Origin of the sequence: Bifidobacterium tissieri (assembly GCF_002259645.1) — a bacterium.
Taxonomy (GTDB): Bacteria; Actinomycetota; Actinomycetes; order Actinomycetales; family Bifidobacteriaceae; genus Galliscardovia; species Galliscardovia tissieri.
In genome coordinates this window covers 12,968-36,705 of the sequence record NZ_MWWV01000012.1, presented here as the reverse complement: position 1 = coordinate 36,705, position 23,738 = coordinate 12,968, and the positions used below count along the sequence as shown (strand labels likewise).

Genomic DNA, 23,738 nt, shown 5'->3' with positions numbered 1-23,738 from the left:
ACCTATTAGCCACGGCCGCGATGTCGCGTGTAGTGAACAATTACGGTTGCAGTTGTGATCTCAACTGCGCATAACGACATTGGGGGTACCCGACAGTACGGGTACCCCCAATGTGGAATCGCAGCTGGCGATTATGCAAGACTCATTGCTCCTATTCGGCGGCGGCAGCGGCGGCACGCTGCTTCTCCACCTTGTTGGCGAGTTGCAGCAGACGGCGGATGCGGCCTGCGATGGCGTCCTTGGTTACGGGCGGATCCGCAAGACGGCCGAGCTCTTCCAGACTGGCGTCGCGGTGATCGAGCCGCAGCTGACCTGCTGCTCGCAGGTTCTCAGGCACGTCATCACCCAGGATCTTGAATGCCTTCTGCACCTTTTCGCTGGCTTCAACGGCCGCTTTGGCACTACGGCGCATATTCGCGTCGTCGAAGTTCGCCAGACGGTTCGCCTTGCCGCGATATTCGCCATCGTTGCGCTTGCCGCTCCATTCGCGTGCCGTACGGGTGGCCCCCATAAGCGTGAGCATGCGTTCGATCACATCGGGATCGCGCAGTGTGACTCGTTCGGAACTCCGCACCTGACGGGCCTTGGCGGTAATGCCAAGACGTCGTGCCGCACCTACCAGAGCAAGGGCGGCCTCGGAACCCGGGCAGACGATCTCAAGATAACTGGCCTTGCCCGGATCGGACAGTTCGCCATGGGCGAGGAATGCCCCGCGCCATGCGGCCTTGATCTGGGCGATGTTGCCGGAGACGATTTCGGCGGGCAGTCCACGTACGGGACGCTTGCGACGGTCAAGCAGACCGGATTGCAGCGCCAGAGCGCCACCGGCCTTGAGCACGCGTACCGAATACCGTTCAACGGTGCCTGTAGGGGTCTTGCGCGCAACCTTGATCAGATCGGCTTCGTGACCGTAGACCTCTTGAATGGTACGTTGAAGCCACTGAGATGCATCCAGCGAATCGAACTGACTTTCAACGACAATATGACGTTGGATGAGGTGCAAACCGCCTCCGAAACGGATCATCGCAGCCGCTTGAGCCTTCTTGGCAGCGGGTAGTTCGTCATCGATTGCGGCCAGTTCGCTTTTGACTTCATCAACCAGAGCCAAGAGCTAACCTCCTTTAAAATGTACAGCTTCAATGGTGGTGTCGATCGAGTATCGCCGTTCGGGCTGTCGTACGCACCGATCTTCTGTGTTACAGAATCAGGTGGACAAAAACCGTATTCATTTCGATACTTATCCAAAGGTTTTCAGGATGTGAGATAACCTGCTCCACCATGAACAACCGGATCGGAGTGAGATCAGTGATGACGCTTCAGCTCACGTGCCGACACGGTGACATTGAGACCCTTTGCGATCAGACGCTTGGCCAGAGCCTGACTCATGGCCACGGACCGATGCTGTCCTCCGGTGCAGCCGATGGCGATGGTCACGAAATGCTTGTCCTCGCGAGAGTATCCGGCTATGGCGGTGAGGATGGCGTCCGTGTACGAGTCGAGGAATTTCGTGGCGCCATCGCTGGACAGCACATAGTCGCTGACGGCCTTGTCGTTTCCGGTGAGCTCACGGAGCTGAGGCACCCAGAACGGATTGGGCAGGAATCGTACGTCGGCGACGAAATCGGCATCCAGTGGAATTCCGTATTTGAATCCGAAACTGAAGATATGGACCGCGACGGTCTGGGGGCCTTTGCCTAGCAAGCCATCGTAGAGCTTGGTGGATAGCTGATGAATGCTCAGCTTCGAAGTGTCAATGACGATGTCGGCACGTTCCTTGAGATTCTCCAGCAGCACGCGTTCCTCCTCGATGCCGTCGATCAGACGACGCCCATGCTGCAGAGGATGAGGACGGCGAACGGACTCATACCGTTGGATGAGCACGTCATCGGTCGCGTCTAGGAACAGGATGCGGTATTTGACGCCTAGGTCATCCAGATGGCTGAGCACCTGTGCCAGATCATCGAAATAGGATCGGGAGCGCACATCGATGACTGCGGCAAGCTTGTGCACCTTCGATCCCGACGAGGTCATCATGTCGACCAGAGGGACCAGCAGTTTCGGAGGCAGGTTGTCAACGACATACCAGCCCATGTCTTCCACGCTATCCGCGGCACGGGAACGACCGGCACCAGACATGCCGGTGATCAGCAGCACCTCGAATGAGTCGGCGGGCTGGGGACGTTCTTCCTCGGTCTTTTCGGCACCGGTCATCACAGCACCTCCTCCAAAGCGTGACGGATGGTCGAATCAAGGGTGGGCGGCAGGGCATCGAAATCCGTGCCCGTCATGTAGGAGATCTGTGGGATGGCCTGATACAGGAGCATTTCCTCGCCACCAACGGCGATGCCGCCGAGGCGCTTCCATATGGTCATCAACGCGGTGGGACGCGGGTCATAGACGACATCGAGCAACGTGCCCTGCACACTGCCGGGGCGTAGCGCGGAAAGGCCAGCGGCGGTGGAGTCAGCCGCATGCGACGGCAACGTGCTGACGACGATCTGTTCGCCACTGACGATCTCGGGTACCTGACCGAGCGCGATCACGTCGACGCTCATGCCGAAGGTCTGTGCCAACGGCGCAAGGGCATGTGCTTTTTCCGGATGCCGGGCGGCGATGGTCACGTGCTGGATCTGCAAAGTGGAGAAGGCGGCGATCGCCGATGTCGCAGTGGAGCCGCTGCCGATCACCAGACCATTGCCACGGATGTCATTAGGCACCGGGCGGCCATCATGACGCATGGCGTTGGTGATCGCTAGATTGATGCCGGCCACGTCGGTGTTGTACAGCTTGATATCGGGAGTACCCGAGTTGCCCCGCCACTGGAAGACGGCGGTATTCGCTACGCCAAGCTTTTCGGCCCAGCGGTTGCTTGGTTCTCCCATCGGCATGATCGCCTTTTTTAGGGGCATGGTCAGGCTCAGTCCGCTCCACCGAGGGTCGAGCTCTCCGATGAAGTCGCCCAAGGTATGGTCGTCCACCTCATGGCTGTCGTAGAACCAGTCGTTCAGGCCCATCGCCCGGTAGGCGGTGTTGTGGATGACCGGTGACAGGGAATGCGATATGGGCTTGCCCAACACGGCCGCGCGGTGCCTGATTTCTGTCATCGAATGCTCCTTGCTCTCTGGTCTCATGCTAGCCCATGGAACCGATTATTCATGGATGATTCTAAAAGCGTCTCTATGACATCCTGACTTCAGGATGACGGCGGATCGCTCTTTTCCCCGTCGTCATGCAACGCGTCATAAATGGCCCGGGCCTTTTTCTCCCCGATTCCGGGAACCTGCATGAGCTCGTCGACGGTTGCGCTGCGCATCATCTTGACCGAACCGAATCGTTGCAGCAGCTTCTTCTGATGGGTCAATCCGATGCCTGGAATGGAATCCAGAGCCGAACGCAGTCCGCCACGGGTTCGCGCCTCGCGATGGTAGGTGATGGCGAACCTATGGGATTCGTCGCGTACACGCTGCAGCAGGTACATGCCCTCGGACTGACGCTTGAGGATGATCGGATAGTCGTCATCGGGAACCCATACCTCCTCCAGACGCTTCGCCAGACCGCACAATGCCACATCATCCACTCCACAGTCGGCCATGGCCTGCGCCGCTGCCGCCACCTGTGGCTGTCCGCCGTCGACGACGATCAGGTTCGGCTTGTATGCGAAATGCCGATGGTCGGTGTTCTGCTGAACAACGGATTCCGGTGCGGAATCTGAATCCGCCATGGCCTTGGCGGCGCGGCGTTCGTTGTCCATGCTTTCACCGGAGTCCCCGGCGATGTTGCCGTGCCGGAATCGGCGTGTCAGCGTCTCGTACAATGCGGTGGTATCGTCCACCGCCCCCTTGCCGTCCTTGCCTCGGATGGCGAATCGACGGTATTCGGACTTCTTGGCCATGCCATCCTCGAACACCACCATCGAGGCGACCTGATAGATGCCTCCGACCGTGTTCGAAATGTCATAGCATTCGATACGCAGTGGCGCCTGCTTCAGCCCCAAGGCGCGGGCCACGTCGTTCATGGCCTCCGTGCGGGTGCCCACATCCTTGATCCGGCTCATCTTGCTGCGTTGCAGTGACTGCTTCGCATTCGCCGTGGCCCGATCCATCAGATCCTTCTTCTCGCCTCGTGACGCCACGCGAATGGTGACCGTCGAACCGCGGATGCCGGTGAGCCACTGTTCCAGTTCGTCACGTCGTGACGGCTCCACCGGGACGATGATCTCCCGTGGCACTGGTGCAATGGGAGCCAGAAGATCGGCACGTCCCGTCATCTCCTGACGAGAATGACGGGAACGGGTCGCCTGCGCTCTTGACGAGGCATCCACGGCGGTCACGCTTTGCGTGGAGCCGATCGCATCACGGCTGCGAGACACCGCGACTGCGCCTGCCGAAGTGATTTCCGGCGAAGCCGCGGACTGTCCGGCCATCTCCGAATACACCTGCGTGATCAGATCGGCGATCAGATCGGCGTCCCCGATATCCTCCACCCGTTCCACGCTCCAGCTGCGTTCGCCACGAATGGCACCGGAACGTACGAAGAACGCGTGGACGCTGGCCTCGAGCTCATCCGCGTCATAACCGAACACATCGGCGTCCACGTCTGAGCCGAACGCCACCGCATTGCGTTGCAGCACGGTGTTGAGTACGGCGATCTGATCGCGAAGACGGGCGGCCCGTTCGAATTCGAGCTCGGCGCTTGCCGCTTTCATGTCCTCGGTAAGCTGGGCGACGTACGATCGGCCAAGTCGTCCGGTCATGACGCCGACAAGACGCTCACACATAAGCCGATGTTCACCGGCGTCGATGCGTGATACGCAGGGCGCCGAGCATTTGCCAATCGATGCGAGCAGGCAAGGGCGATTCGTCAGCCGCGCCTTGCGGAACGCGCTGTCCGTGCAGGTGCGTACGGGAAAGCTCTTGAGCAGCAAGTCGAGTGATTGCCGGATCTCCCACACTTTCGCATACGGGCCGAAATAGCGTGTGCCACGGCGATTACGGCTGCGGGTGATCCATACCCTGGGGTATTCGTCGCCGACTGACAACGCCAGATACGGGTAGGTCTTGTCATCACGGAAGACCACATTGAATCGCGGATCGAACTCCTTGATCCATGTGTATTCGAGCGTGAGCGCCTCGAGTTCCGTGGCCACCACCGTCCATTCGAGACTACGGGCGGTGAGCACCATGGTCTGGGTTCTCGGATGCAGCTGGTACAGCGGCTGGAAGTAGTTCGTCAGACGGTTGCGCAGGCTCTTCGCCTTGCCGACGTAGATCACCCGCCCTTCGGCATCCCTCCATTTGTAGACGCCGGGCTGGGCGGGAATATCACCGGTTTTCGGCCGGAACAGGTCACGTGAGTCCCCGAGCAGCGGAGCTCCGTTCACGTTGACCGATTCTCCGGTGGGGTCGTTGACCGAAGCCATGGGAGAGCCCTCCTGTTCCCGATGTTCCCGCTGCAGTTGCTTGGCTGTCCTGCGCCACACGCCGGGTGCGTGGCGTTCGATCATTCCTGATGGCATACGTCACCTGGTCGTCGTCAGCATTGGTCCGAGGAATCGTCCTGTCCACGACTGCGCGCATTGCGCCACCTGTTCGGGTGTGCCTTCAGCGACGATGGTGCCTCCGCCGTCACCACCCTCCGGGCCGAGGTCGATGATCCAGTCGGCCGATTTGACCACGTCAAGGTTATGCTCGATGACGATCACCGTGTTGCCCTTATCCACCAGGCTCTGCAGAACGCCAAGCAGCTTGCGCACATCCTCGAAGTGCAGTCCCGTGGTTGGCTCGTCGAGGATGTATACGGTCTTGCCGTCGGAGCGTTTCTGCAGTTCGGTGGCGAGTTTGACTCGTTGTGATTCGCCGCCGGACAGTGTGGGTGCCGGCTGACCGAGACGAATGTACCCGAGTCCCACGTCCACCAACGTGTTGAGGTAGCGTGAGATGGATGGGTACGACTTGAAGAAGTCCGCAGCCTCCTCGATGGGCATGTTCAGCACGTCCGCCACGCTCTTGCCGTTGTACTTCACCTCCAGAGTCTCGCGGTTGTACCGCTGCCCGTGACACACCTCGCAGTCCACGTACACGTCGGGCAGGAAGTTCATTTCGATCTTGAGTGTGCCGTCGCCGTGACAAGCCTCACAGCGTCCGCCCTTCACGTTGAAGGAGAATCGCCCGGGGCCGTATCCGCGCACCTGGGCTTCGGGGGTCTTGGCGAACAGCTGACGGATCTTGTCCCATACTCCGGTGTAGGTGGCCGGATTGGACCGTGGCGTGCGTCCGATGGGGTTCTGATCCACGTGGATGACCTTGCGCAGCTGGTCCACGCCCTCCACTCGCGTATGCTTGCCCGGCACGATGCGGGCACTGTTGAGACGGTCGGCGAGCACCGGGTAGAGGATCGTATTGACCAGCGTGGATTTCCCGGATCCGGACACGCCTGTCACGCAGGTGAAGACACCCAGCGGGAAGTTGACTCTGATGTTCTTCAGATTGTTCTCGCGGGCTCCCACCACGGTGAGGCAGCGCGTCTTGCGGACCTTGCGTCGCTGCTGCGGCACTTCGATGGCACGTCGGCCGGCGATGTAGTCGCCGGTGATGGATCGTTGCGCGTCGACCAGATGATCGGCCGGCCCGGAGTAGACGACTTCACCGCCGTGCTCGCCGGCGCCGGGGCCGATGTCGACGAGCCAGTCGGCCTTTTCGATGGTCTCCTGATCATGTTCGACCACGATCAGCGTGTTGCCGAGGTCCCGCAGATGGTGCAGCGTTTCGATCAGACGTTCGTTGTCACGCTGGTGCAGTCCGATGGACGGTTCGTCGAGCACGTACATCACGCCCACCAGTCCGGACCCGATCTGCGTGGCCAGTCTGATGCGCTGCGCCTCGCCGCCGGACAGGGTCGCCGCCGCGCGGGACAGGGTCAGGTAGTCGAGTCCGACGTCGTTGAGGAATCCGAGCCGCGCACGGATCTCCTTGAGCACCTCGCCGGCGATCATGGCGGCCGATCCGGTGAGATGCAGGCCGTTCACCCAGGACAGGGCCTTGCGCACGGGCATGTCGCATACGTCGAAGATGGACTTGTCGGCCACGGTCACGGCCAGCACCTCGGGTTTGAGTCGTTTGCCGCCGCACTCCTGACAGGGCACTTCGCGCATGTACGACTCGTAGTATTGTTTCATCGCGTCGGAGTCGGTCTCGTCATGGCGGCGCATCAGCGTGCGCACCACACCTTCGAATCCGGTGGAGTATTCACGCAGCCGTCCCCATCGATTGCGATACGACACCTTCACCTTGAAGTCATGCCCGTACATGATCGCATGGCGGATGTCCTTCGGTAGTTCCTTCCATGGCGTGTCCATGGAGAATCCAAGGTCCTCGGCGAGCCCTTCCAGCACGTGTCCGTAGTACTGCGAGGTCGTCTTGCTGTTCGACCAGGGTTCGATCACGCCTTCAGCCAGGGACTTGTCCGGGTCGGAGATGACCAGCTCCGGATCGATCTCGAGCTTGAATCCCAGTCCGGTGCATACCGGGCAGGCTCCGTAGGGGGCGTTGAATGAGAACGTGCGGGGTTCGATCTCGTCGAGTTCCAGCTGGTGTCCGTTCGGACAGCTGCGCTTTTCGGAGAACGGCTGTCGACGTTCCGGACTGTTTTCGTCGACGTCCACGAAATCGGCGATCACGACGCCGTTCGCCAGTTTCAGGGCGGTCTCCACGGAGTCGGTGAGTCGTTGGCGGATGCCGTCTTTGACCACGAGTCGGTCGACCACCACTTCGATGGTGTGCTTCTTCTGCTTGGTGAGCTTGATGTCGTCGGACAGTTGCGTCATCGTGCCGTCAATGAGGGCTCGTGCATAACCGTCGGAGCGCAGCAGTTCGATCATCTCCACGAATTCGCCCTTGCGCCCCTTGACGACGGGGGCGAGAATCTGGAAGCGGGTGCGTTCGGGACGGGACAGCAGCGTGTCGACGATCTGCTGGGGAGTTTGCGCGGTGACCAGTTCTCCGCATTCCGGACAGTGTGGGATGCCGGTGCGGGCGAACAGCAGACGCAGGTAGTCATACACCTCGGTGATGGTGCCGACCGTCGAGCGCGGATTGCGGTTCGTGGTCTTCTGATCGATCGACACGGCGGGGCTCAGGCCTTCGATGAAATCCACGTCGGGCTTGTCCATCTGTCCGAGGAACTGTCGGGCGTATGCGGACAATGATTCGACGTAGCGGCGCTGTCCTTCGGCGAACAGCGTGTCGAATGCCATGGAGGATTTTCCGGATCCTGACAGGCCGGTGAACACCACCATCTCGTTGCGGGGAAACACCAGATCCACGTTCTTCAGATTGTGCTCGCGTGCGCCCTGCACCACGATCTTGCGGTCGTTGGGCAGGGAGGACAGATCCGCGATGAGGGTTCCGGACGTCTTGCTGTCATGAAGCCATGTGATGGAATCGTTGGTGTCGCCGTTCGCGTGTGTCGCCATTCCTGTGCCTCGTCCTTTTCCCCCGATGGGATGTCGCCGTGTCATGGATGTTTTCCGGACCCAAGAATAGCGCAATCCGCCTCATATTTCGAACTACTGTTCGATATTGGCGAAGTGATCGAATTCTGGTCATATTTCGTTCTTCGAACCCCCAAGGAACATCCGAATGAATTTTTGAGAAACGATGTTGACAATGATTATCTTTCAAAGTAGTCTCTCGAAGCAGAAGCGCAAAGTCGCGTTTCTGTAAGGAGAAGGGGCCATGAGCAAAGTGGCTGCAAAGGAAGGGATCCCCTCCTACACCAAGGAGGAAGAGTCCCGAATCATCAGAAACAAAGAAGGCGTTCCGGTTGGGGTTGAGCCGGATTACAAGTGGACGCCTAAGAAGGTCGCGATCTGGGTGGCCATCACCGCGTTGGGCGTACTCGCGTGGCTGATGATCGCCGTGATCCGAGGCGAAGAGGTGAACACGCTGTGGTTCGTCATCGCGGCAGTGTGCACCTACGCAATCGCCTATCGCTTCTACGCGCTCTACATTCAGCAGAAGATCATGCGGCCGGACGACCGTAACGCCACACCGTCCGAACGCATCAACAACGGCAAGGACTTCGATCCGACCAACCGCGTGGTGCTCTACGGACACCACTTCGCCGCCATCGCCGGCGCCGGTCCTCTGGTCGGCCCGATCCTGGCCGCGCAGATGGGCTACCTGCCCGGCACGATCTGGATCATCGTCGGCGTATGTCTCGCCGGTGCCGTGCAGGACATGCTCGTGCTGTTCTTCTCGATGCGTCGAGGCGGTCGTTCCCTCGGTCAGATGGCCAAGGATGAGATCGGCAGGATCGGCGGTTCGGTCGCCACGATCATCGTGTTCGTCATGCTGATGATCGTGCTCGCCGTGCTCGCCATGATCTGCGTGAACGCACTGGCCGCTTCCCCGTGGGGCGTGTTCTCCGTCGGCTGCACCATCCCGATCGCCATCTGCATGGGCCTCTGGCTGCGCTACGTGCAGCCCGGCAAGATCACCGAGGTGTCCATCGTCGGATTCGCCGTCCTGATCTTCGTGATCATCGCCGGCCGCTGGGTGTCCGAATCCTCCTTCGGTCAGTACCTGCACCTGTCCCCCACCGCACTGGTATGGTGCATGGTGATCTACGGCTTCTTCGCCGCCATCCTGCCCGTGTGGCTGCTGCTCACGCCTCGTGACTACCTGTCCACCTTCATGAAGGTCGGTACGATCTGCATCCTCGCGCTTGGTATCGTCATCGTGCGCCCGATCGTGGAGATGCCCGCCGTCACCGCGTTCGCCACCAACACCGAAGGCCCGGTGTTCGCTGGCGCCATCTTCCCGTTCCTGTTCATCACCATCGCCTGCGGCGCCCTGTCCGGCATGCACGCCATGGTCTCCTCGGGAACCACGCCGAAGATGATCCAGAAGGAAAGCCAGGTGCGCATGATCGGCTACGCCGGCATGCTCATGGAATCGTTCGTGGCCGTCATGGCCATCGTGGCCGCCATCTCCCTCAACCAGGGCATCTACTTCGGCATGAACACCTCCGAGGCCACCAGCGAAAAGCTCGCCGGCCCCGCCGTGGTGCAGGTCGCCCAGGACAAGGAGGACATCATGGCCCAGGCCGTGCAGAACCTCGGCGTCACCGACGTGCACGGCAACAAGATCCACGCGGAATGGGATTCGTGGGATGAAAACGGCAACGACAAGGTCTACACCGACGCCGAAGCCTACCGTCAGCTCGCCAAGGACGTTGGCGAACCCTCCGTCGTCTCCCGTACCGGTGGTGCACCGACACTGGCCGTGGGTATGGCACACATCCTGCACCAGATCGGCGGCGGACGAACAATGATGGGATTCTGGTACCACTTCGCCATCATGTTCGAAGCACTGTTCATCCTGTCCGCCGTCGACGCGGTGACACGAGTCGCCCGCTTCCAGCTGTCCGACGCTCTGGGCAACATCTGGCCCAAGTTCAAGGACCCGTCATGGCGAGTCGGTGCATGGTTCTGCACGGCCGTCGTGGTCGCGGCATGGGGTTCGCTGCTCCTCATGGGCGTAACCGACCCCCGAGGCGGCATACAAACGCTCTATCCGCTATTCGGTATAGCCAACCAGCTGATAGCCGCCGTGGCCCTGCTGGTGGTGACCGTGATGGTGGTGCGTAAGGGATACGTCAAGTACGTGTGGATCCCGGTCATCCCGCTGGTGTTCGACACGGCTGTGACCTTCGTGGCATCGTGGCAGAAGATCTTCTCCACGGATTCCGCCGTCGGCTACTGGCAGCAGTGGCGTGACGCCACCGCCAAGCTGGCCACGCTCACCGATCCGGCACAGATCGAGATCGAAAAGGCCATCGTCCGCAACACGTTCATCCAGGGAACGCTGTCCGCGGTGTTCCTCATCACCGTGGCATTCGTGATGGTATGTGGCGTGGTGCGCATCGTCCAGACCATCCGCACCAAGGACACCACCACCAGCGAGGATCCGTTCGTCGAATCGAACTTCTTCGCACCGGTGACGATGATCCCGTCCAAGCTGGACCGCAAGCTCGTCAAGGAATACGCCATCGTCGGCGACCCCGAACTCATCCCGGGCCTCAGCCGCGAACAGCGCGACGAGCTGGAAGGCAAGGTCAAGCAGCCGGCATGACCGGCATGATGGCATCCGCATGCTGAACAGGCAGACAAGTTGCGGACGCCATCCACAACACACAACACAATCGTGGCCGTCGAGTCGGAGACCCCTCCGGCCGGCGGCCACGTCATGCGCTCGCGTCGATATCTCCGATATGGACCGGGTGCTCCCTGATACGGATACGGAAGAAGGCAGTCGATGACCATGGCAAGCATTCGAACGGCGTGGCACGAGTTCCACGAATTCTGGCGCGATCTGACCGGAGAGAACGCCTATGACCGGTATGTCGAGCGGCACCGTCGCAATCATCCCGATCATGAGCCGATGAGCGCACGTGAATTCTGGCGGGCGCGTGATGACTTCCATGAAACCCATCAATCCACCGGATGCTGCTGACCGGCGAACGCTTATTCCCGATCTCGTCTGACGGTGAATGACCGTTCACCGGGAACAAGGGGAATCCGGTCGATCACGACATGCTCGACCGTGCTCCATCGAGGACCGACACGAAGACGGGCGGTGAGTCGGCTGATATCGGTGTCCTCTCCCTGGGCTTCGGCTTCCACTGATCCGTCCATTCTGTTGCGCACCCAGCCCGTCAACCCAAGACGATTGGCCTCGGTGACCGTAAAATAGCGAAACCCGACTCCCTGCACCATGCCGGAGATCCTGATATGCACGCGTATCTGCTGTGTTTCCGTCACGTATGCCTGTCTATCCCCGGTTTCGGACAATATCGTCCGAAACCATCAGTATCCATGCGCATGCAGATATTCGTCATCGAATCCGAAGTAATGGCCGATCTCATGCATCACGGTCTTACGAATCTGCATGACCAGCTCCTCATGCGTCGAGCAAATGCGTTCGTGAGGCCCCTTGAAGATCGTGATGATATCCGGCATCACTCCCCCGTAGCCGTTCGATCGCTCCGGTAGCGGGATCCCCTCATACAGGCCCAGCAGCTCCCCGCAAGCCCCATCCATGGTGGCGAGTTCACGTTCGTTCGGCTCGTCGTCCATGGCGATGCCGATATTGGTGAGCGCCCTATGAAACCGTTGCGGAATCAGCTGCAACGCCTCTTCAATGGCGATTTCGAAATCCTCGTCGCTGATTCTCATATGGTGGCCCCGTCCGCATCGATGAATGAACAACACCACTGTACCCATGAGTGGAGGACCTACCTCGTCCGCCACAACACGGTCGGCTGATCTTGTCCACCCATATGCGCTTAACTACCCAGTGAAGGATACAGGCAGCCGCGCAGCGACAGAGCACAGCGATGCAGGCGACGGAATGTGTGGGCAGAACGTGTGGCCCCCTGTCGAAGAAGAAGCGCAGGAGACAATCCAACATGGACAACGAACTATTTGAAAGGGCCCCTATCCCCAAAGCGTATTTCAGCCTGGCCATGCCCGTGGTCATGAGTATGCTCGTCACCCTTGTCTACAACATGGTCGACACGTACTTCATCGCCCATACCGGCAACGCGAACATGGTGGCAGGCGTATCCCTGTCCGCTCCCATATTCATGGTCATGATCGCCATCGGTGACATCTTCGGACTGGGCGGCAGCTCCGTCATCTCCCGACTGTTCGGACAGCACCGGTACGCGGACGGCAAGCGGCTCAGTGTGTTCTGCTTCTACGGCTCCCTTCTCATCGGCGTTATCATCCTGATCTGTGGTCTCGTGTTCCGATCGCCGATCCTCTCCATGCTCGGCGCGAACGAAGCCACTTGGGAGCACGCATCCGCATACTACACGTGGATCATCATCGGATCGCCGCTCATCATCGTCTCCATGACACCGGTCAACCAACTCCGAACCGAAGGCCATGCCGTACCCTCCATGATCGGCCAGATCGCCGGCACCGTGGTCAACATCATCCTCAACCCGCTGTTCATCCACGTGTTCGGATGGGGTGCCGCCGGCTCGGCGTTCGCCACCGTACTGGCCAACGTGTGCACCGATGCCTACTTCGTCTGGTTCCTACTGTTCCGAAGCGGCAACCTGTCCATCGATCCACGACTCATGATCCGCCGCAGGAATGCGAAAAACGCCGAACAGTCGACGAAGAACTACGGCAAGGCGTTTGTGGAACGGCCGGTTCCGGTCCGCCGTCGACTGCTTGACATCACCAGCCTGGAAATCAAGGACATTCTGGTCATCGGCATCCCCGCCGCCATCACCAATCTGACGCAGAGCTTCGGCATCGTCATGGTGAACCTGTACCTGTTGCGATACGGCAACGATCCGGTGGCCGCCATGGGCATCGCATTGAAGGTGATCATGATCGCGGTGTCCGTATTCGTCGGATTCGCGTTCGGCGCCCAGGCGCTCATCGGCTACAACTACGGTGCCCGCAACATGAAACGACTGTCGGGAATCCTGCGATTCTCATACCTCTTCCTCAGCGCGTTCGCCATCATCATGACGATCCTGCTCAGCGTCTTCGACCGGCAGCTCATGGGCTTCTTCATCAACGATCCCCATATCATCGACCTTGGCGCCGGCATGCTGCGGGTGCAGCTGCTCAGTCTGTTGTGCGTCGGCATCGTCATGGTCACCACCTGCACCTTCCAATCGACGGGCAAGGCATTGGGCGCATTCATCCTGTCGATCAGCAGACAGGGTGTGATCCTGGTCATCGTACTGGCCGTCGCCTCGCGAGTGGCGGGATACCAGGGAGTTATCGCCGCCCAAGCCATCGCCGATCTGCTTACCGCGATCCTTGCCATCATTCTGCTCATCATCATGCTGCCGGAATTGCGCGGTGGCACCGGCAACGCTCGCAAGGAAAGGGAAACGGCATGACCATTCGACTTCTGGTGATGGACGTGGATGGCACGCTCACCGATGGACGCATCTGCATCGGCCCGGACGGTGAAATGATGAAGACGTTCAACTGCAAGGATGGCTATGGCATCAAGCATCTGCTGCCCGAGGCCGGAATCACGCCGATGATCATCACCGGGCGCGAATCGAGGATTCTTGAACGTCGAGCCGCCGAACTGGGCGTCACCGAATTGCATCAGGGCATTCATGACAAACTGCCTCTGTTGAGACGCCTTATGGACGAGCGAGGACTGACCTCAGCCGAAGTCTCCTACATCGGTGATGATCTCAATGATCTTGAGGCTATCCGTTTCGTGGGGCTATCCGGATGCCCCGCCGACAGTGCACAGGGCATCATCGACGTCGTCGACTACGTATGCCGGCGCGATGGAGGCCGAGGAGCGGTTCGTGAATTCATCGAACATATGATTCGGCTCAACCAGTCCTCTGAGGAACGGTAATCGTCGGTCAGATCTCGGTCAGGGAGGCGAAGCCGCGTAGGAGCAGCTCGAATGTGCTTCGGCATGCCGTTCGGTATCATGGTCGGTTGGACTTTACGAGAACACAACGAACTGACACAATCGGCAGGTGAATCATGGCAATTGACGCACAGGGACTGGAAATCCGCATCGGAGCGCGAACACTGCTCCATCCCACGGACTTCCACGTGGCGAAAGGCGACCGCATCGGTCTGGTCGGCCGTAACGGTGCCGGCAAGACCACGCTCACCCGCGTCATCACCGGCAGCATGCTGCCCACCGCCGGCAAGGTGCGTGTCAGCGGCAAGCTTGGCTACCTGCCGCAGGACACGCACACCGGCGATCAGGATCAGACGGCGCTCGACCGCATCATGAGCGCGCGAGACATCAACACCATCCTTACCCGCATTCGCAAAGCGGAAAAGGAAATGACCAATCCCGACCCGGACATCATGGAAAAGGCCATGCGGCGTTATGACAAGGCCCAGCAGGACTTTGAGAACGCCGGTGGATACGCCGTCCAGTCCGAAGCCATCGTCATGGCCGAAAGCCTTGGCCTTGATCAGGAGGTTCTCAAGCGCGAACTCGGCACGCTTTCCGGTGGCCAGCGTCGCCGCATCGAACTGGCCCGCATTCTCTTCTCCAACGCCGACACCATGATCCTCGACGAGCCCACTAACCATTTGGACGCCGACTCCATCGAATGGCTGCGCGACTATCTCAAGAAGTTCCAGGGTGGATTCCTTGTCATCTCCCACTCCACCGAGCTGCTTGACGAGGTTGTCAACAAGGTCTGGCATCTCGATGCCCAACTCGGCCAGATCGACATGTACTCCCTCGGATGGAAGGCCTACCTGCATCAGCGTGTCGTCGATGAGGAACGTCGGCGCCGTGAACGCGAGGTCGCCGAGAAGAAGGCCGAACGCCTGATGAAGCAGGGCATTCGCCTGCATGCCAAGGCCACCAAGGCCACTGCCGCGCAGAACATGATGCGTCGCGCCGAACGGCTGCTGTCCGAAACCAGCGAAGCGCAGAAGCAGGAGAAGGTCGCCGACATCCGGTTCCCCGAACCCGCCCCCTGCGGCCGCACCCCGATCATGGCCAAGGACATCTCCAAAGCGTTCGGATCCAACATCGTCTTCGCCGGTGTCAACCTCGCCATCGACAAGGGATCCCGAGTCGTCATCCTCGGATACAACGGTGCAGGCAAGACCACCACCCTGCGCATTCTCGCCGGAATCGATCAGCCGGACACCGGAGAGGTCGTGTTCGGACACGGCGCCAAGATCGGCTACTTCGCTCAGGAGCACGACACTCTTGACAACGACGTGACCGTACTTGAAAACCTCACCCATGTCGCCCCCGAGCTCAACGACACTCAGGCACGTAGCATCCTCGGTTCCTTCCTCTTCTCCGGAGACGACGCCCTCAAACCCACGCATGTGCTTTCCGGTGGTGAGAAGACCCGACTTGCCCTCGCCACTCTTGTCACGTCACGGGCCAATGTGCTCCTTTTGGATGAGCCCACCAACAACCTTGACCCCGCCTCGCGAGAGGAGATCCTCAAGGCCATCGCCAAGTACGAGGGCGCCATCGTCCTTGTCACCCACGATGAGGGTGCAGTCAAGGCACTGAATCCCGAACGCGTGCTGCTCATGCCCGATGGGGATGAGGACCTGTGGAACGACGACTATCTCGACCTGGTCGCGGAGGAATAATCGTCGACAGCGTTCACAGAGTTCGGTGATCCATTCGGGTGGGCTTCCTATGTGAGGCGCTGATAACACTCGAATGGATCACCGTGTCACCCCCGTCACAAGACGGCCTATACTGATGCTGTCTTTACGCAATCCATATCAGGGAAGAACGGGGTGAACCGCCATGGACGAATCCGCGGATTCGGCTCAACAGGCTGTAGCAACCAATAACGTCAGCACTACGAAACAACCAACAGTCGCTCAGAACAGCAAACATGCGGGAACGGCGGTCAAGGCCGCACTTGCGGCCAACATCGGCGTCGCCATCGCCAAACTGTGCGCCGCCGCATTCACCGGTTCATCCGCCATGCTTTCCGAGTCCGTTCACTCCATCGCCGACTGCTCCAATGAAATCGTCCTGATGATCGGAGGACGATTCTCCCATCACAAGACCGACGGCGATCATCCATTCGGGCTTTATCGGGCCAAGTATCTCGCGTCGTTCGTCGTCGCCACGTTGCTCTTCTTCGTCGGCGGATTCTTCTCCACGTCAGAGGCGGTAAAAAAGATCATCGCCGTCGTTGAGAACCCCGCTCTGCGCGATGCCAATCAGGGCGAGCTCCTTGTGGCGCTTGCCGTCGTGGCCATCAGCGCATGCCTGGAAGGCTACGGTCTGCATCAGAGCAGCAAGGAAGCCAACGAGCGTATGCGCAACACCAATACCCCGCACATGGGCCTCTACCGGTTCTGGAGGCGCACCAAGTCCGCTGAGCTTGCAGCCGTGATCATGGAGGATACGCTTGCTCTGATCGGCCTCGCCTTCGCCGGTACCGGCATCGGCTTGGCGATCATTCTGGACAACGAGCTGTGGGATGCCATCGGTGGTCTCATGGTCGGTCTGGTATTGATCTGCGGATCGATATTGCTCGCCTTCAAATCCGGTTCTCTGCTGATCGGTGAAGCCGTCGATCCGGATACGCGCTCCAAGATCGTCGCCGCGGTCAAGGCAACCCCGGGCGTGACACGCCTGCTCAATATGCAGACCGTGCACATGTCGGAGAACGACATCCTGCTGTGCGTCAAGATCGAGACTTCAAAACTTGATCGCGATTTCGATGTGCAGACCGTCGACAAGCTTGAAACCTCCGTGCGCAACGCGCTCCCCTGGTATACGTTCGAGATCTACGTGGAGCCCGACATCTACCGTCAGGACCATAGCAAGCCCATCACGCTGGAGGAGTAGCCAAAGCAGAGTCCGGCCCGCAGATTACTCGGGAAGCACCTCCTGCAAATACGAGCGGGAGGTGTCGGGATCACGGTACGCCACGTACGCCTTCGAGGAGACTTCCAGGATCTCGGCGGTCTTGCTTTCCGGAGCCGAGACGATCACCTGGAATCCCAGTCGGGGCAGCACCGACAGCGCACGCTGGGTATAGCGGCCATCGGCCTTGATCAGCGCCTCGTCAAGGAACAGCGTGGTGTATGTGGGCTGTCCGGTCACGTCGCCACCCAGCAGATAGATCAGCGCCGCACCATATACGAACGATGTCAGCTCCTGCAATGCGCCACCGGATTTGCCACCGGTGGAGGTGATGCGCTCATCCGGCCCGTCCTTATGATGCACGATCGCGTAGAACGAGGAGCGGCATCGCGGGTCAAGGTTGCGGGCACCATAGCTGCGGATGCCGTTCGCGTCACGAACCTGTTCGAGCTCCGTCCTGAGCCGATTCACCAGTCCGGCGCATTTGGCGAATACCCGACGATTCTCCTCCGGGGACACACGGCTGCCGGCCTTCCATTCACTGAGCAATGTCATCGTCCGCTTCAACGGTCCGGTGAATGTGGCTTCCGGACGCCGTACATCCGCGCCGATGGACAGACTGCCGTGTCGTGGACCGAATTGCTGCCCTTTGAGCATGGCGTTGATCTTGTCCAGCTGGTCATCGATGTCTCGAGCATCCGCATCGATCGCCCGGTTGAGCTGGGTGAAGTCCATCAGCAGCTTGTCCAGGCAATTTACGTATTCCTCATTGGTCGCGGTCGTCGCAGCCAGCAGATTCAGGCTCTTCAATTCCTCCTGATAGAACCGGTAGTCGGTCACAGTGGTCGTGATGGTATTGTCATCAGGCACGTACAGGGAATGGTACGTCGTCATCCGATCCTCTACGGTTTTGCGCGTGGCATCCACGTTCTCACGCAACCTTGCGATCTTCTGACGAATCTCCTTCTCCACGCTGGACACGGCCCGCTCCACGAACGTCTCCCCCGGTTTCGACCGCTTCGATTCCTCATCGGTCGTGACCTTGTTCGCAGCGGTCCTGTTCGCTGCCGTGACGATCAGGCCGGCCCGATCCTCCGGGTTGAGCACGCTGGAGAACACGTGCTCGTATGCGTCGGTCAGAACCTTGATCGCTGCGTCGGCGAGATGCCCGGACGTGTCGGAGGTCAGCGTGACGCCTCGATGTTCGTCAAGCCATTGCCGAGCGGTCTGAATGGCCTGCTGGATCTCATCTCGGTCCATCTTTGCGCGTATCGCCTGCTCCTGCATGGCGTCAAGCTGCTGTTGCACGTTTCGTCGGGCATCAAGCAGATGGGCGAGCTCCGGATCGTCGCGCAACGAATCGATGGTCGTGCGCAGTTCCGAGATCCGTTGTTCGGCTCCGTCGACATCGATTTTGTCCCATGTCGTGTACGACAGCTGATCCGCCAACTCCTCTTTGGCTCGCAACAGGTCGATGCCGGCGTCCGCCTCACGATAGTCGTCCTCCGCATCGGACAGACGGGCTTCCGCTTTGACGAACTGGCTGCGCAGTTCGTCAAGATATGACTCGGTGACGAAACCAATGACGGGGTGCAATCCCTTGCTGCCGTGGTGGCCGTGCCTTCCGGATTTGATCTGACCATCCCGCTGCACCTGCCGTGTGGCGGACTCATCATCGATGTCATCCACGCATAGAGCATCCAGCCGTTCGGAGGACGTCTGGGATTTGAGCCAATCGACGAACGGCGAATCCTCCCGATATCGGAGCTTGCCTGACATCCACGCCTTCTCGCCATCGGCGATGTAATCCCTGGTGGTGTCCACAAACGTCCATGTGCGACGGATCATACGCTTGGGATCGATTGTGCTCACCTTCGCGGCGAAGCCCGCCTCGTGACGCTTGTCCACGAGAATGGTCTGGGCAAGCTGACCGTAGACCACGTTCATGGCGTTGCGCCATTCCTCGGCATCCTCCCGAACATCCATGAGCTCGGCCACATACGGCAGCTCGTCGGTGGATAGTCCGGTCGCCTGTGCGAGCAATGACCGTGCCTCATCCATCGGTTGGGAGATACGGGTGCGCTGCCTGCGTTGACGGTCGTAGTCCTGACGCAACGCAGCCAATGTACGTTTTGCCTCACCGATCATACGTACCGCGGTATTGCGCTGCTCCGTCAGCGAATCCTTGCGCTGGTTAAGCTCAACACTTAATGTGGCGATATCGGCGCGGCATGATTCCCACGATTGCGCGTCATCGGGCATGGTCATGCCAGCGGTGGCAAACCGTGTCTGCAAGCGATCACGCTGTTCGGTGACATCCTGCAGCGTGATCTCCGCCTGCTTCAGCTGGGCTTCCAAGCGTGTGAGGCTTCCCTCATCGTGATTGTTCAGTTGCGTTTCGATTTGCGAAACACGATCCCGCATGGCGTCCGCCTGTCGTTGCAGGGATTCGAGATCCTGCTCTTTGCGCTTCAGGGCAAGCACATCGATTGGCACCCGCTTGCGTACTTCGCCGGTCATGCGGTTTGTCACCCAGCTTACGATCGTGGCGTGGCCATTGCCCTGTTCGGATTCCGGGTCCACCGGAGCAAAGTCGTGCACATTCTGCAATGCCGTGGCATAGGCGTCGTAGGCATGCTGAATGGCAGTGAGTCGTTCGATTCGCTGGGTCTTCTCCGCCATGCTTCGGAAGTTCGTGTCATACCGTTCATAATCGGAGACGGCGGACTGCGCGAGTCCAATCGCCTCCGGCACTCCAAGCACACCCTGCTTGAAAATATCGTCGAGACGCGAGGGCGCATCGGCCGACTGCAATTTGTGCAGTAGCCGGCATGCTTCCGCGCTCAGTCCCATGACCCGCCAGATGTATGTGTGGAACGCGTCGGCGTTCGGAAATGTGTCGCATCCGACATACGTGTTCTTCAACTGGGTTGGGGTAAACGGGGTGTCGCGGTAGCGGTCCATGAGTCGTGGATCGATCGTGTGATCCCAGGTGACGTATTGCCGACGGACATCTCCCTGCCCGTCGCCCGCCGACAGGTAGAGGAACTTGCCGCACGACAACGTCTGACCGGTGGTGTGATTGACGTACGTATCCACGATTGCTCCCCAGACCGGCTGCGGGGTCCCGTCGTCACGACGTCCTCGAAGGAACGCCGGAACATCACCATTGCCGGTGTTGTCGTAGCCGAGCATGCCGCGTAGATATGTGTAATCGCTACGCTCGGAGCGACCGGTATTGGATGCCTTGTTGAAGGGTGTGCCGGTCGGATACAGCAGGGAGATCTGCGCGTCCACCAGAGTGGATTTTCCGGATTCGCTCGCCCCTGCGAGCAGTGTGACCGGAAGCATGGCATCCGTGGAGGGGCGGAATTCATGGTAACCGTCATACGAGCCCCAGTTGATGAGGCAACGGCTATTCAGCATCCAACGGTCGGCAATGATCTGCATATCGTGTGACATGGTCACTTCCCCTCATCCTCCTCATCCTCGAACAATGTCATGCCCTCGCGTGACGCATTGGTTCCGGCATCACGCCCCCTGCCCGGCAGGTCATTCGTTCCGTCATCTGACGCATAGTCAGGATCGCCAGACATCGTCGTATCGACCCCATCAGTGAGATCCTTGCCGTTTGCCGTCGTGGGATCGTCAACCTCCGCGGAATTGGCATTCAGCCATTCCTCGGCGAGCTGCCGGTCCAGCACGACGGGAACCAACGGCGTGATTCGGTACATGCCGTCATCGTCTTCCACTTCGGATAGGTATCCGTGGGTCAGTGCCATGGATATGGTCACGGAGAGTTTTCTGAGCACGCCTTCCTCATCGTTGCGTGCGGCGAGGTATCCCGCGCCTGTGGTCAGCGCTGCCCGGATTTCCTCATATCCGACGATCCATTGATCGACGTCGGCGTTCACGTTTTCGTATTCCAGCACTCGGATGCGCAGGAATGCCAGCAATGCCGCTTCTTCTCGTGTCAGACTGGATCGGGTTTTCAGCGAACGGATGACGATGTCCGGACCACTGACCGGTGCGGCGTACATGATGCGGTAATGGGTGTTGACGACCAGTTCCAGCATGTCATTGTTGAGGGAACGCACGACGTCGTCATGGTTGTCCATCACCGTGTCGTACAGGGATCCGGTGATATACCGGTCACGTTTGAGCGCGATCGCCGCCATGCGTGCATCGGACGGCATGGTACTCAGATCGCCTTCGAACAGGGCGTTTGGATTGATGTCGGTGCCATCGCCATCCAAGAGCGTGTCGTTCGTCATGTCGCTCATTCTTCCTCCATGATGGTTGTCAACGTCGCTTCGCTTACCAATACGGGCCGGGTTCGCCATGATCGTGGTTTGCCACCCAATGTCATGCAATGCCAGGTCACGTAGCCTTCTCCCGAGGCACGGAGACTGCCGAGAAAGCCGATGAGTTCGCTTTCTCGACGCTCTGCTTCAGGCAGCTGGTTGAAACTGGCGGCCATATTCACCAGATCATTCTGCATAACCGGATGATCCAGGATCATTGTGATCATGCGTTTGAGCCTCGGTCCGCCTACTTCGATCATCGACTGAATGTCGGGGATGCCAAGTGGGACAACGGGCGTGTGAGTGGCCAATTCCGGCGTTGTGGAACGGGTCATTGGCTTGGCTGGACGTGTGGGCAGTCCTGCCAAACGTACGGACGCGGTGTTTGTGTCATATGGCGTTGCACCGTCGTCTGGGTGTTCGCGTGCTTCGGTGTTGAGTTTGACGAACAGCCGATTAAGCGTGTCGAGCATGGTGCGATAGCGGGTGTCGGTCTGCTGACGCACCAGACGGCTGACGGCTTCATCTGAAACTCGCATTTGCCTACGGACATCCTCAATGCCGTCATAGATGCGGGCAAGTTCGGACTTGACCTGGCCGAGCAGCGTACTGGTCTCCCCTTCCAGATACGGGCTCTTGGCGATGGCACGCATCGCATCGTCGATCTGCTGACGACCTTCATCAGTGACGATGATCTGGAACGCGTCATCGAATCGTCGTCCACTATCGGATTCGCGGAACGATTTGCGATACCCATTGTGATATGCGGTGAGTATCGCATTCACCGACATGCCTCCAGACTGCATACGACGACGAAGTGCATCGCCGTTGTCACGTTCGGATAATGCGAGTTCGTGCAATTCCACAGGCACTCCTCGCAGGGTGTTGTGAATTACGGCGATGATGTCCTCAACGGCCTGATCGGATAGACGACTGGTATCATCACCGTGCAGGATTCGTTTGATCTCACGTTTACGAGTCTTGATCTCTCGATTGAGCAACGTGACGCGTTCCCGCGGATCCTCGGTCAACTGCATACGGGCGTGTTCGATCTCCATGATGATGCTGTTCGCCTGTGCTCCGGACAGGGTCCGTGTATCGTCATCGAGTCGGGAAAGTGCGTCGATCGCCCGATGCGCGCGTGCCGTGAGACGATAGAGGAATCGATGCGTACCGGTATCCAATGAGTTGGCCAGCCACGCGTAATCGTCATCGCCCTCACGGGTTAGTTCGGCAAGGACCTGACGTGCCGCAGATGCATACGTCTGGTCTTCGCCAAGCGCATATTCACCGGAACCGACCAGTTCTCTCAATCCCTGAGCGATGCGGTCTTCAAGGATCTCCCTAGGCAGTTCCCCGGTCAGTGGATCAAACGAGGAACGCAGCAACGCCACATACAGCATTGAATTGCGACGTAGGAGCAGGCGTAGCACGCCGGTCTCGTACACCGACCGAAGTCGCTCCAGCTCCTGTCTCACATCACCCAAAACCGTTCCTCGCTCTTTTCTTCATTTCCATTCGCCGATTGCGTTACAAGCTAGCATACGTCGTTGCATACGGTCCATTACGCAATGACTGTGACGATGACAGCCCCGTACTCTGGACATCACCTCAAACGTTGTACAGGTGCTCCCTGCTCTCTGGTCACTATTGCTGTGCCGATGTCATCTCTTCCGACAAGTCAAAATCCGGTTTGAGAATTCTGCGCAGATCAGTGAGATATCTATCGAAGGCGGCTTTGCCTTCCCTGGTGAGTTTGACTTCCGTCGAGGGAACACCCGTTGGGGAAAACGACTTGATGATCGTGATGTAGCCTGCTTCGTTCAGCTTCTTCAATTGCACGGACAGGTTTCCTTTGGTGACGTCCAGCAATCTGATTAGACGTTTGAACGAAATACGACGCCCAACCCCCAGCTCGACCATGGTGGCCATGATGCGCAGCCGGGTCGTGGAATGGATGATCTCGTTCATGCCCCTCCTGTTTCTGTGCAGGTTTGTTTTGTTGCGGTGTCGTTTGGTTGTTGTTTTATACGGTAGTTTTTATTAT

17 protein-coding genes are annotated in these 23,738 nt (G+C 59.2%); 6 read left to right on the top strand and 11 right to left on the bottom strand.

Going from position 1 to position 23,738, the window contains the following annotated elements:
- Window positions 1-151: 151 nt before the first annotated feature.
- The 5 genes from whiA to uvrA form a co-directional block, all read right to left on the bottom strand.
- Window positions 152-1,108 (bottom strand): DNA-binding protein WhiA, encoded by a 957-nt coding sequence (gene whiA / locus BTIS_RS08180; RefSeq protein ID WP_094664416.1) that lies wholly within the window; start codon window positions 1,106-1,108, stop codon window positions 152-154.
- A 194-nt stretch (window positions 1,109-1,302) separates the two neighbouring features.
- Entirely contained in the window at window positions 1,303-2,211 is a 909-nt protein-coding gene (gene rapZ, locus BTIS_RS08175) for an RNase adapter RapZ (RefSeq protein ID WP_094664414.1), read from the bottom strand.
- Window positions 2,211-3,104, bottom strand: a complete 894-nt coding sequence (locus BTIS_RS08170) for a shikimate dehydrogenase (RefSeq protein ID WP_094664412.1) — start codon at window positions 3,102-3,104, stop codon at window positions 2,211-2,213. The genes rapZ and BTIS_RS08170 overlap by 1 nt, the downstream gene beginning before the upstream one ends.
- 89 nt (window positions 3,105-3,193) lie before the next feature.
- Entirely contained in the window at window positions 3,194-5,503 is a 2,310-nt protein-coding gene (uvrC, locus tag BTIS_RS08165) for an excinuclease ABC subunit UvrC (protein WP_094664410.1), read from the bottom strand.
- Window positions 5,504-5,518: 15 nt separating this feature from the next.
- Complete coding sequence (gene uvrA / locus BTIS_RS08160; RefSeq protein WP_094664408.1) at window positions 5,519-8,470, bottom strand: excinuclease ABC subunit UvrA; 2,952 nt, start codon at window positions 8,468-8,470, stop codon at window positions 5,519-5,521.
- Between the two features lie 262 nt (window positions 8,471-8,732).
- Here uvrA and BTIS_RS08155 point away from each other — a divergent pair, with 262 nt between their 5' ends.
- Window positions 8,733-11,132, top strand: a complete 2,400-nt coding sequence (locus BTIS_RS08155) for a carbon starvation CstA family protein (RefSeq protein ID WP_181160808.1) — start codon at window positions 8,733-8,735, stop codon at window positions 11,130-11,132.
- Window positions 11,133-11,321: 189 nt separating this feature from the next.
- Entirely contained in the window at window positions 11,322-11,513 is a 192-nt protein-coding gene (locus tag BTIS_RS08150) for a YbdD/YjiX family protein (protein ID WP_211279447.1), read from the top strand.
- Between the two features lie 11 nt (window positions 11,514-11,524).
- Here the strand turns inward: BTIS_RS08150 and BTIS_RS08145 are convergent, their stop codons facing one another.
- Window positions 11,525-11,821 (bottom strand): acylphosphatase, encoded by a 297-nt coding sequence (locus BTIS_RS08145; RefSeq protein ID WP_094664634.1) that lies wholly within the window; start codon window positions 11,819-11,821, stop codon window positions 11,525-11,527.
- 45 nt (window positions 11,822-11,866) lie between these two features.
- Complete coding sequence (locus tag BTIS_RS08140) at window positions 11,867-12,235, bottom strand: metallopeptidase family protein (RefSeq protein ID WP_094664404.1); 369 nt, start codon at window positions 12,233-12,235, stop codon at window positions 11,867-11,869.
- Between the two features lie 233 nt (window positions 12,236-12,468).
- On the opposite strand from BTIS_RS08140, the gene BTIS_RS08135 reads away from it, so the two are divergent.
- From BTIS_RS08135 to BTIS_RS08120, 4 genes are all read left to right on the top strand, one after another.
- A complete protein-coding gene (locus BTIS_RS08135) occupies window positions 12,469-13,929 on the top strand; it encodes an MATE family efflux transporter (protein WP_094664402.1) in 1,461 nt (486 codons plus the stop codon).
- The gene (locus BTIS_RS08130) at window positions 13,926-14,411 is read left to right on the top strand and encodes a KdsC family phosphatase (protein WP_094664400.1); all 486 of its coding nucleotides are present in this window, start codon (window positions 13,926-13,928) and stop codon (window positions 14,409-14,411) included. Before BTIS_RS08135 ends, BTIS_RS08130 begins: the two co-directional genes overlap by 4 nt.
- Window positions 14,412-14,545: 134 nt before the next feature.
- Window positions 14,546-16,147 (top strand): ABC-F family ATP-binding cassette domain-containing protein, encoded by a 1,602-nt coding sequence (locus BTIS_RS08125; protein ID WP_094664398.1) that lies wholly within the window; start codon window positions 14,546-14,548, stop codon window positions 16,145-16,147.
- Window positions 16,148-16,310: 163 nt separating this feature from the next.
- The gene (locus BTIS_RS08120) at window positions 16,311-17,369 is read left to right on the top strand and encodes a cation diffusion facilitator family transporter (RefSeq protein ID WP_094664396.1); all 1,059 of its coding nucleotides are present in this window, start codon (window positions 16,311-16,313) and stop codon (window positions 17,367-17,369) included.
- A gap of 24 nt (window positions 17,370-17,393) precedes the next feature.
- On the opposite strand, the gene BTIS_RS08115 is transcribed toward BTIS_RS08120, so the two are convergent.
- From BTIS_RS08115 to BTIS_RS08100, 4 genes are all read right to left on the bottom strand, one after another.
- Complete coding sequence (locus tag BTIS_RS08115) at window positions 17,394-20,849, bottom strand: ATP-binding protein (protein ID WP_094664394.1); 3,456 nt, start codon at window positions 20,847-20,849, stop codon at window positions 17,394-17,396.
- 2 nt (window positions 20,850-20,851) lie between these two features.
- Window positions 20,852-21,670, bottom strand: a complete 819-nt coding sequence (locus BTIS_RS08110) for a DUF4194 domain-containing protein (RefSeq protein WP_169713080.1) — start codon at window positions 21,668-21,670, stop codon at window positions 20,852-20,854.
- On the bottom strand, window positions 21,667-23,178 hold the full coding sequence (locus BTIS_RS08105) for a DUF3375 family protein (RefSeq protein ID WP_094664392.1): 1,512 nt from the start codon (window positions 23,176-23,178) through the stop codon (window positions 21,667-21,669). Before BTIS_RS08105 ends, BTIS_RS08110 begins: the two co-directional genes overlap by 4 nt.
- A gap of 160 nt (window positions 23,179-23,338) precedes the next feature.
- Window positions 23,339-23,662, bottom strand: coding sequence for a transcriptional regulator (locus BTIS_RS08100; protein WP_094664390.1), 324 nt, complete (start codon window positions 23,660-23,662; stop codon window positions 23,339-23,341).
- Window positions 23,663-23,738 lie beyond the last annotated feature (76 nt).

Coding starts and splice junctions, on each gene's coding strand:
- BTIS_RS08115 (WP_094664394.1), bottom strand. CDS start 20,849: ATGTCACACGATATGCAGATCATTGCCGACCGTTGGATGCTGAATAGC.
- rapZ (WP_094664414.1), bottom strand. CDS start 2,211: ATGACCGGTGCCGAAAAGACCGAGGAAGAACGTCCCCAGCCCGCCGAC.
- uvrC (WP_094664410.1), bottom strand. CDS start 5,503: ATGATCGAACGCCACGCACCCGGCGTGTGGCGCAGGACAGCCAAGCAA.
- BTIS_RS08110 (WP_169713080.1), bottom strand. CDS start 21,670: ATGAGCGACATGACGAACGACACGCTCTTGGATGGCGATGGCACCGAC.
- BTIS_RS08125 (WP_094664398.1), top strand. CDS start 14,546: ATGGCAATTGACGCACAGGGACTGGAAATCCGCATCGGAGCGCGAACA.
- BTIS_RS08170 (WP_094664412.1), bottom strand. CDS start 3,104: ATGACAGAAATCAGGCACCGCGCGGCCGTGTTGGGCAAGCCCATATCG.
- BTIS_RS08150 (WP_211279447.1), top strand. CDS start 11,322: ATGGCAAGCATTCGAACGGCGTGGCACGAGTTCCACGAATTCTGGCGC.
- BTIS_RS08100 (WP_094664390.1), bottom strand. CDS start 23,662: ATGAACGAGATCATCCATTCCACGACCCGGCTGCGCATCATGGCCACC.
- uvrA (WP_094664408.1), bottom strand. CDS start 8,470: ATGGCGACACACGCGAACGGCGACACCAACGATTCCATCACATGGCTT.
- BTIS_RS08155 (WP_181160808.1), top strand. CDS start 8,733: ATGAGCAAAGTGGCTGCAAAGGAAGGGATCCCCTCCTACACCAAGGAG.
- BTIS_RS08120 (WP_094664396.1), top strand. CDS start 16,311: ATGGACGAATCCGCGGATTCGGCTCAACAGGCTGTAGCAACCAATAAC.
- BTIS_RS08140 (WP_094664404.1), bottom strand. CDS start 12,235: ATGAGAATCAGCGACGAGGATTTCGAAATCGCCATTGAAGAGGCGTTG.
- BTIS_RS08130 (WP_094664400.1), top strand. CDS start 13,926: ATGACCATTCGACTTCTGGTGATGGACGTGGATGGCACGCTCACCGAT.
- BTIS_RS08135 (WP_094664402.1), top strand. CDS start 12,469: ATGGACAACGAACTATTTGAAAGGGCCCCTATCCCCAAAGCGTATTTC.